The following is a 5,943-nucleotide window of genomic DNA, read 5'->3' on the forward strand; positions in this document are numbered from 1 at the left end:
AGGCGAGGCTGTCGACGACAGGGTAGAAGCGATCTGGATACGCGTTGCGATCAGGATACGGCATGCCAGAACGGGGTCCCAACGACAGGGGTTGAAGGGGAGGCGAAGTCGCGGGCGTTCATCAGCCCGGCTTCGTAAGCGGTGCGGCCGGCCTCGACACCCAGGCGGAAGGCGTTGGCCATGGCGACGGGATCGGCGGCTTTGGCGATGGCGGTGTTGAGCAGCACGGCGTCATAGCCGAGCTCGAGCGCCTGCGCCGCGTGGCTCGGCGCGCCCAGGCCGGCGTCGACCACCAGCGTGATGTCGGGCAGGCGGTCGCGCAAGAGCTTCAGCGCATCGCGGTTGGTGATGCCCTTGGCGCTGCCGATCGGAGCTGCCCACGGCATCACCACCTTGCAGCCGGCATCGACCAGGCGGCTCGCGACCGAGAGATCCTCGGTGCAATAGGGGAACACCTCAAAACCGTCCTTGATCAGGATGGCCGCGGCTTCGACGAGGCCGACGACGTCGGGCTGCAGCGTGTCGTTGTCGGCGATCACCTCCAGCTTGATCCAGCTTGTGCCGAACAATTCGCGCGCGAGCTTGGCCGTCGTCACCGCCTCGCGCACGCTGCGGCAGCCGGCGGTGTTCGGCAGCACGGTGACATCGAGCTCGCGGATCAGATTCCAGAACGCGTCCCCGGTCTTGCCGCCGGCGGATTCGCGCCGCAGCGACACCGTGACGATGTTCGAGCCCGAGGCGCGGATCGCTCCTTGCATGATCGCCGGCGAGGGATAGAGCGCGCTGCCGATGAGGAGGCGCGAGGCGAAGGATTTGCCGTAGAAGGTCACCATGGCGGTGTTTCCTCAAATGACGTTGTCATCCCCGCGAAAGCGGGGATCCAGTACGCCGCGGCGGTGCGGCTGGAGCAGTGAAGCCGCGGCGTACTGGATCGCCCGGTCAAGCCGGGCGATGACAGCGGAGGGTGCGACGCGCGGCGCCGCGACAAACGGAGAGCCATCACCTCACCCTCCCTGCCGCGGCGTGATGATCTCGATCTCGTCGCCGGCCTTCAGTGCGGTCTCGGCCCAGCGGCTTTTCGGCACGACGTCGTAGTTCAGCGCGATCGCGAAATGGGTGCCTTCGTAGTCGAGCTCGCTGAGCAGCGCGTCCACGCTGGCCGAGTTCACCTCGCGCTGCTCACCGTTCACGATCACGCGCATTGCATCACCTCATTGTCGATCTGGCCGCGCTGGACGTATTGCAGCGTCAGCTCGGCGAGCGCCGGCGCGATCAGGAAGCCGTGGCGGTAGAGCCCGTTGACCGCGATCTTTTCACCGCGAATGCCGATGCGCGGCAGATTGTCRGGGAACGCGGGGCGAAGGCCCGAGCCGAACTCGACGATGCGCGCCTCGCCGAACGCCGGGTGCACCGTATAGGCCGCACCCAGAAGCTCCAGCGCCGAGCGCACGCTGACGCCGGTGTCCTCGGCCTCGATCGAGGTCGCGCCCAGCATGAACAGATTGTCCTCGCGCGGAATCACGTAGAGCGGCCAGCGCGGATGGATCAGCCGCACCGGGCGCGCCAGCTGCACCTCACAGGTCTCGATCAGGATCATCTCGCCCTTGACGCCGCGCAAGTCAGGCTGCTCGTCGCGGGCGGAGAGGCCGCGGCAGTCGATCACGATGCCGTCGAGATCGGCGGCGCTGACATCGCTTTCGAACTTGATGGTGCCGCCGGCGGCGCGGATGCGCTCGTGCAGCTTCGRCAGCACGCGGCGCGGCTCGACATGGCCCTCGGCCGGGAAGAACAGCGCGTCGCGGAAGCGGCCTTCCAGTGACGGCTCGAGCTCGGCAAGGCCCGCGGCATCGAGCCGGCGGTGCGCTTCGGTCATCCGGGCAAAGCGCTCGAAATCGTTGCGCTCGCGCGGATGGGCGACAACGAGGGAACCGTTGAAGGGCGTGTCGGGCAGCTCACGCCGCCAGATGTCGAGGGAGCGCTGGCCAAGCCTGGAGATGATGGGTTCGGCGACCTCCGCCTCGCACCAGGGCGCGAGCATGCCGCCAGCCCAATGGCTGGTGGAGTCCGTCATCGCAGCGTCGCCGCGCTCGTGTAGCGTCACGGAATGGCCGGCCTGCGCGAACAAAAGCGCCTGCCAGGCGCCCGCAATGCCTGCGCCGATGATGGATACCGCGGAATCCGCTCGCTTGGTCGTCTGTAACATCCCTGTCCCTTCGCCGGCATGACCCGGATCAGGTTCAAAGGGTCACCGCGGTCCTGGGCGGATTTGCCCATTTAGCGGTATCTCAGCTCCTCCTCGGAGCACCCCTCGGAACGGCGCCAATGTATGCCAGCGGGACGAGGTGGTCAACGCGTGTTGCCACAGGGCAGTCATTCCGGGGCGATGCGAAGCATCGAGCCCGGAATCTCGAGATTCCGGGTCTGGTGCTTCGCACCATCCCGGAATGACGGCGGTTAGTGTGGAACCTGCGCCCGTGCATTTCGCACGCGCTGGGCCAGCTTCTTATGCGGCGCCGTCGCGAACATCGGCTGCGGATTGCCGTTCGGCTCCAGCCAGGTATCGCCCATGTTGGCGACCTGCACGGCCTCCTGGCGCTGCCGCTTTGCAACGTAGTAATAGCCGCCCGCGAAATAACGCACGGCTCGGGCGTGGTCGCCATTGGCGGCGCGATAGGCGCCGGCGAGGTATTTGACCGCGTAGGTGAGGTTGGTGTTGGGATCGCGTAGGCCGGCGGCATCGCCGGTGTAGCCGACCCCGCGGGCGGTCGCGAGCTTGATTTGCATCAGGCCGATGGTGCCGCCTCGGCCGACGAGGCCGGGCTGATAGCGGCTTTCGCGCATGATGACGCGATGCACCAGCGCTTCCGGCACGCCGTTGGCGCGGGCATGGGCCGCGACCATCTCGGCATACTCGGCTTGGCCCGCGAATGCGGCCTGCGGCGACACCAGTCCGGCCGCGATGAACGCGGCAACGCGTAAAATTTTCATCGGATATTCCTGACGTCCCTGAACGACCTGCGCCCGGCCGCAATTATTGTTTGAGCATGATCTTTTCGGAAAACCGCGGTGCGCTTTTCCGGATCACGCTTTAGGACTCGCGAACGCGGCGATGATGTGACCAAACGCCGCCGCCGGCGATTTTTGCGGTGCCGAGCCGCCGTTAAGACGCAAAGCCGGCGTAGCTGAGCTTCGGGGCGGACGACCCCCGCTCGCGACAGCACGCCTGTCTATTCGCGCTGGTGCGCGAAAGCGAGTATGAAGCGGCCGCAAATCGGGAGAGGTGCCATGACAAAAGCAGAAATGCAGAAATCAACCATGGCCACAGCACACGCCGGCGACATCCCCAGACAGAATCCCTGTGCCCAATGCGGCGCGCCGATTCCGAAGCCCGACTGGATCGAGCCGGGCGAGGGGCGCATCTCCTATCTCTGGACCTGCCGCGCCTGCAATTATCGCTTCGAGGCGGTGGCGATCTTCGACGAGGCGGCAGTCGAGCATCCGCCGCTCGCGGCTTAGGCTGCGATCTACGCCGCGAGCCGCGGCTCCTGCCAGACCGGCAACTCCATCCGCACGATCAGCCCGTGCGGCTCGCGGTCGTGCAGCGACAGCGTCCCGCCGTGGGCGACGGCGATCGCGTGCGCGATCGACAGGCCGAGGCCGAAGCCGGTGGACTCGTCCATGGTGCGCGCATCGTCGCCGCGCGCGAACGGCTCCAGCATCTCCTGCTTGCGTGCATCCGAAATGCCGGGGCCGTCGTCCTCGACGTCGATGACGAGCCTGGTGCCCGATAGGTCGAGGCGGATCGTGACCTCGGCGCCGTAGCGCACGGCGTTCTCGACGAGATTGGTGACGCCGCGATGCAGATCGTCGGGACGCGCCGCCGCGGTCGCGGAAGCGGGGCCGTCATAGTGCACGACATGGCCCATGTCGCCGAACTGGTCGGCAATGAGCTGGAGCGTAGAGGCGATGTCGACCAGCGTCACCGCCTCGATCTTGCGGTCGTTGCGCAGGAGCGAGAGCACGGATTCCAGCATCGAGCGCATCTGGTCGAGATCCATCAGCATGCGCTTGCGGTTGACCTCGTCCTCGATGAACTCGGCGCGCAGGCGCAGCCGCGTGATCGGCGTGCGCAGATCGTGGCTGATCGCCGCCAGCATCCTGGTGCGATCCGACATCAGCCGCGCGATCCGCTCATGCATGCGGTTGAGCGCGCGCGCCACCGAGCGGATCTCCTCCGGGCCGCGCTCGGGCAGCGGATCAGCTTCGCCGTCCAGGCTGAAATTCTCGGCGGCTTCGGCGAAGGACGACAGCGGCGCGGCCAGCGCGCGCGCCGCCCACAGGCCGAGCACGGTGACGCAGATGAAGGTGGTCATCAGCGCCGTCAGCCACGGTGCGCCCCAGAACCACGGCCGCAGGCCGCCATCGACGCGGCCGGCGATCACGCTGCCGTCGGGCAATTCGACGCCGACGCGGTGCGCGGTGTCGTCGGCGGCGAGCTGCACCACCTTGTAGCCGCGTCCGAGATGACGGCGCATTCCGCGCAGGTGCTGGCCGTCGCTCTCCTTGACAATGGCCGCCGTGCCGGGCGCGTGCATCTCGATGCCGAGCTTGGGGAAGGCGCGCGCGAGGTCGGCGACGAGGCGCGGCCGCTCGCCGGCCTCGGCCGAGCCGAGCAGCAGCGCGGCATCGGTCAATTGATGGGCGCCGTCCGGCGGCGTGTCCGGGCGATCCGGCCGGCTGATCAGGAAGGCGGCGGTGACGACGAGATGGAGCGCGACGGTGGAAGCCAGCACCAGCGCGGCGATCTGCCCGCCGATACCCTTGAGGTGGAAGAACCCGAGCGGCTTCATCGTCGGCGCCCCCTCAATTGCCGAGGGAGGCCGCGACCGCTTCAGTGCTTGCTGCTTCAGTTCGTGCCGCTTCAGTTCTTGGCGTGAACAGATAGCCGCCGGAGCGCACCGTCTTGATGATGGTCGGATCCTGCGGGTTGGGCTCGATCTTGCGGCGGATGCGGCTGACCAGCACGTCGATGGAGCGTTCGAACGAGCCGGTGTTGCGGCCCTGCGTGAGGTCGAGCAGGCTGTCGCGCGACAGCACGCGGCCGGGCCGCTCGCAGAACGTCCTCAGCAGATCGAACTCGGCGCTGGTCACCGCGACGCGCGCGCCTTCCGGATTGCGCAGCTCGCGCAGGCGCAGGTCGATGCGCCAGCCCTCGAAGGCGAGCGTGCTCGCGCCTTCGATCGAGCTCGCCGCCTGGGCTGCGGCCTGGCGGCGCAACACCGCGTTGATGCGGGCGAGCAGCTCGCGCGGGTTGAAGGGTTTTGGCAGATAGTCGTCCGCGCCCATCTCGAGGCCGACGATGCGGTCGACGTCCTCGCCGCGCGCGGTCAGCATGATGATCGGCGTCTGCGCCTCCGAGCGCACCTTGCGGCAGAGGGTGAGGCCGTCCTCGCCCGGCAGCATGACGTCGAGGATGATGAGGTCCACGCGATGATCGGTCATGGCGCGCGACATCTCGCGGCCATCGCGCACGGCGGTGACGTTGCAGGCGTTGTTGCGCAGGTACTTCGCAATCAACGTCCGCGTTTCGCGGTCGTCCTCRACGACCAGGATGTTGGGATTGGAAATGGCCATGCGCGTTTGTTTGTCCAAGATTCGGGCCAAAAGGCGAAGATTTTTGTTTCAGATTGTTTCTGCGGGTCCGGCCGAAATACCGCGACACACCCGGGCAGTGGCGCGGCAAGGTCTCGTTAAGGCCGTTAACCATACCGTGGCGCGGCCATACAAGAAACCCCGCAAGATCCACGGAGCCATCATGACCTCGATTTCGGCGGCCTCCGCCGGTACCCATCAGTCGCCGCTACAGCGGCTGCAGCAGGAATTGCAATCGGAAGTTTCCGCCGGCACGATCTCGTCGTCGGACCAGTCCGCGCTCTCGACCGC

The 5,943-nt window shown here is 67.0% G+C and carries 7 protein-coding genes and 1 riboswitch; of the genes, 1 reads left to right on the forward strand and 6 read right to left on the reverse strand.

What is annotated here, in order from left to right; all coding sequences use genetic code 11:
• Positions 1 to 50 precede the first annotated feature (50 nt).
• The 4 genes from AC1D00_RS23160 to AC1D00_RS23175 form a co-directional block, all read right to left on the reverse strand.
• Positions 51 to 833: a thiazole synthase gene (locus AC1D00_RS23160; RefSeq protein WP_477012251.1), complete on the reverse strand. Its 783-nt coding sequence runs from the start codon at positions 831 to 833 to the stop codon at positions 51 to 53.
• Between the two features lie 171 nt (positions 834 to 1,004).
• Positions 1,005 to 1,202, reverse strand: a complete 198-nt coding sequence (thiS, locus tag AC1D00_RS23165) for a sulfur carrier protein ThiS (RefSeq protein WP_135175802.1) — start codon at positions 1,200 to 1,202, stop codon at positions 1,005 to 1,007.
• The gene (locus AC1D00_RS23170; protein ID WP_477012252.1) at positions 1,193 to 2,203 is read right to left on the reverse strand and encodes an FAD-dependent oxidoreductase; all 1,011 of its coding nucleotides are present in this window, start codon (positions 2,201 to 2,203) and stop codon (positions 1,193 to 1,195) included. Before AC1D00_RS23170 ends, thiS begins: the two co-directional genes overlap by 10 nt.
• Positions 2,192 to 2,319: riboswitch (TPP riboswitch) on the reverse strand. (Overlaps the previous gene by 12 nt.)
• A 135-nt stretch (positions 2,320 to 2,454) precedes the next feature.
• Positions 2,455 to 2,988, reverse strand: coding sequence for a transglycosylase SLT domain-containing protein (locus tag AC1D00_RS23175; RefSeq protein WP_477012253.1), 534 nt, complete (start codon positions 2,986 to 2,988; stop codon positions 2,455 to 2,457).
• Between the two features lie 312 nt (positions 2,989 to 3,300).
• Here AC1D00_RS23175 and AC1D00_RS23180 point away from each other — a divergent pair, with 312 nt between their 5' ends.
• Positions 3,301 to 3,516: a hypothetical protein gene (locus tag AC1D00_RS23180; protein WP_167771020.1), complete on the forward strand. Its 216-nt coding sequence runs from the start codon at positions 3,301 to 3,303 to the stop codon at positions 3,514 to 3,516.
• Positions 3,517 to 3,524: 8 nt separating this feature from the next.
• Here the strand turns inward: AC1D00_RS23180 and AC1D00_RS23185 are convergent, their stop codons facing one another.
• Both AC1D00_RS23185 and AC1D00_RS23190 read right to left on the reverse strand, forming a co-directional pair.
• Positions 3,525 to 4,850: an ATP-binding protein gene (locus AC1D00_RS23185; RefSeq protein WP_477012254.1), complete on the reverse strand. Its 1,326-nt coding sequence runs from the start codon at positions 4,848 to 4,850 to the stop codon at positions 3,525 to 3,527.
• Between the two features lie 13 nt (positions 4,851 to 4,863).
• The gene (locus AC1D00_RS23190) at positions 4,864 to 5,634 is read right to left on the reverse strand and encodes a response regulator (RefSeq protein WP_477012255.1); all 771 of its coding nucleotides are present in this window, start codon (positions 5,632 to 5,634) and stop codon (positions 4,864 to 4,866) included.
• Between the last annotated feature and the right edge of the window lie 309 nt (positions 5,635 to 5,943).

The organism is Bradyrhizobium sp. P2_E8 (assembly GCF_056403875.1).

Excerpts from the sequence above, each read along its gene's own strand:
- AC1D00_RS23175 (WP_477012253.1), bottom strand. The coding sequence starts at position 2,988 with ATGAAAATTTTACGCGTTGCCGCGTTCATCGCGGCCGGACTGGTGTCG.
- AC1D00_RS23160 (WP_477012251.1), bottom strand. The coding sequence starts at position 833 with ATGGTGACCTTCTACGGCAAATCCTTCGCCTCGCGCCTCCTCATCGGC.
- thiS (WP_135175802.1), bottom strand. The coding sequence starts at position 1,202 with ATGCGCGTGATCGTGAACGGTGAGCAGCGCGAGGTGAACTCGGCCAGC.
- AC1D00_RS23180 (WP_167771020.1), top strand. The coding sequence starts at position 3,301 with ATGCAGAAATCAACCATGGCCACAGCACACGCCGGCGACATCCCCAGA.
- AC1D00_RS23185 (WP_477012254.1), bottom strand. The coding sequence starts at position 4,850 with ATGAAGCCGCTCGGGTTCTTCCACCTCAAGGGTATCGGCGGGCAGATC.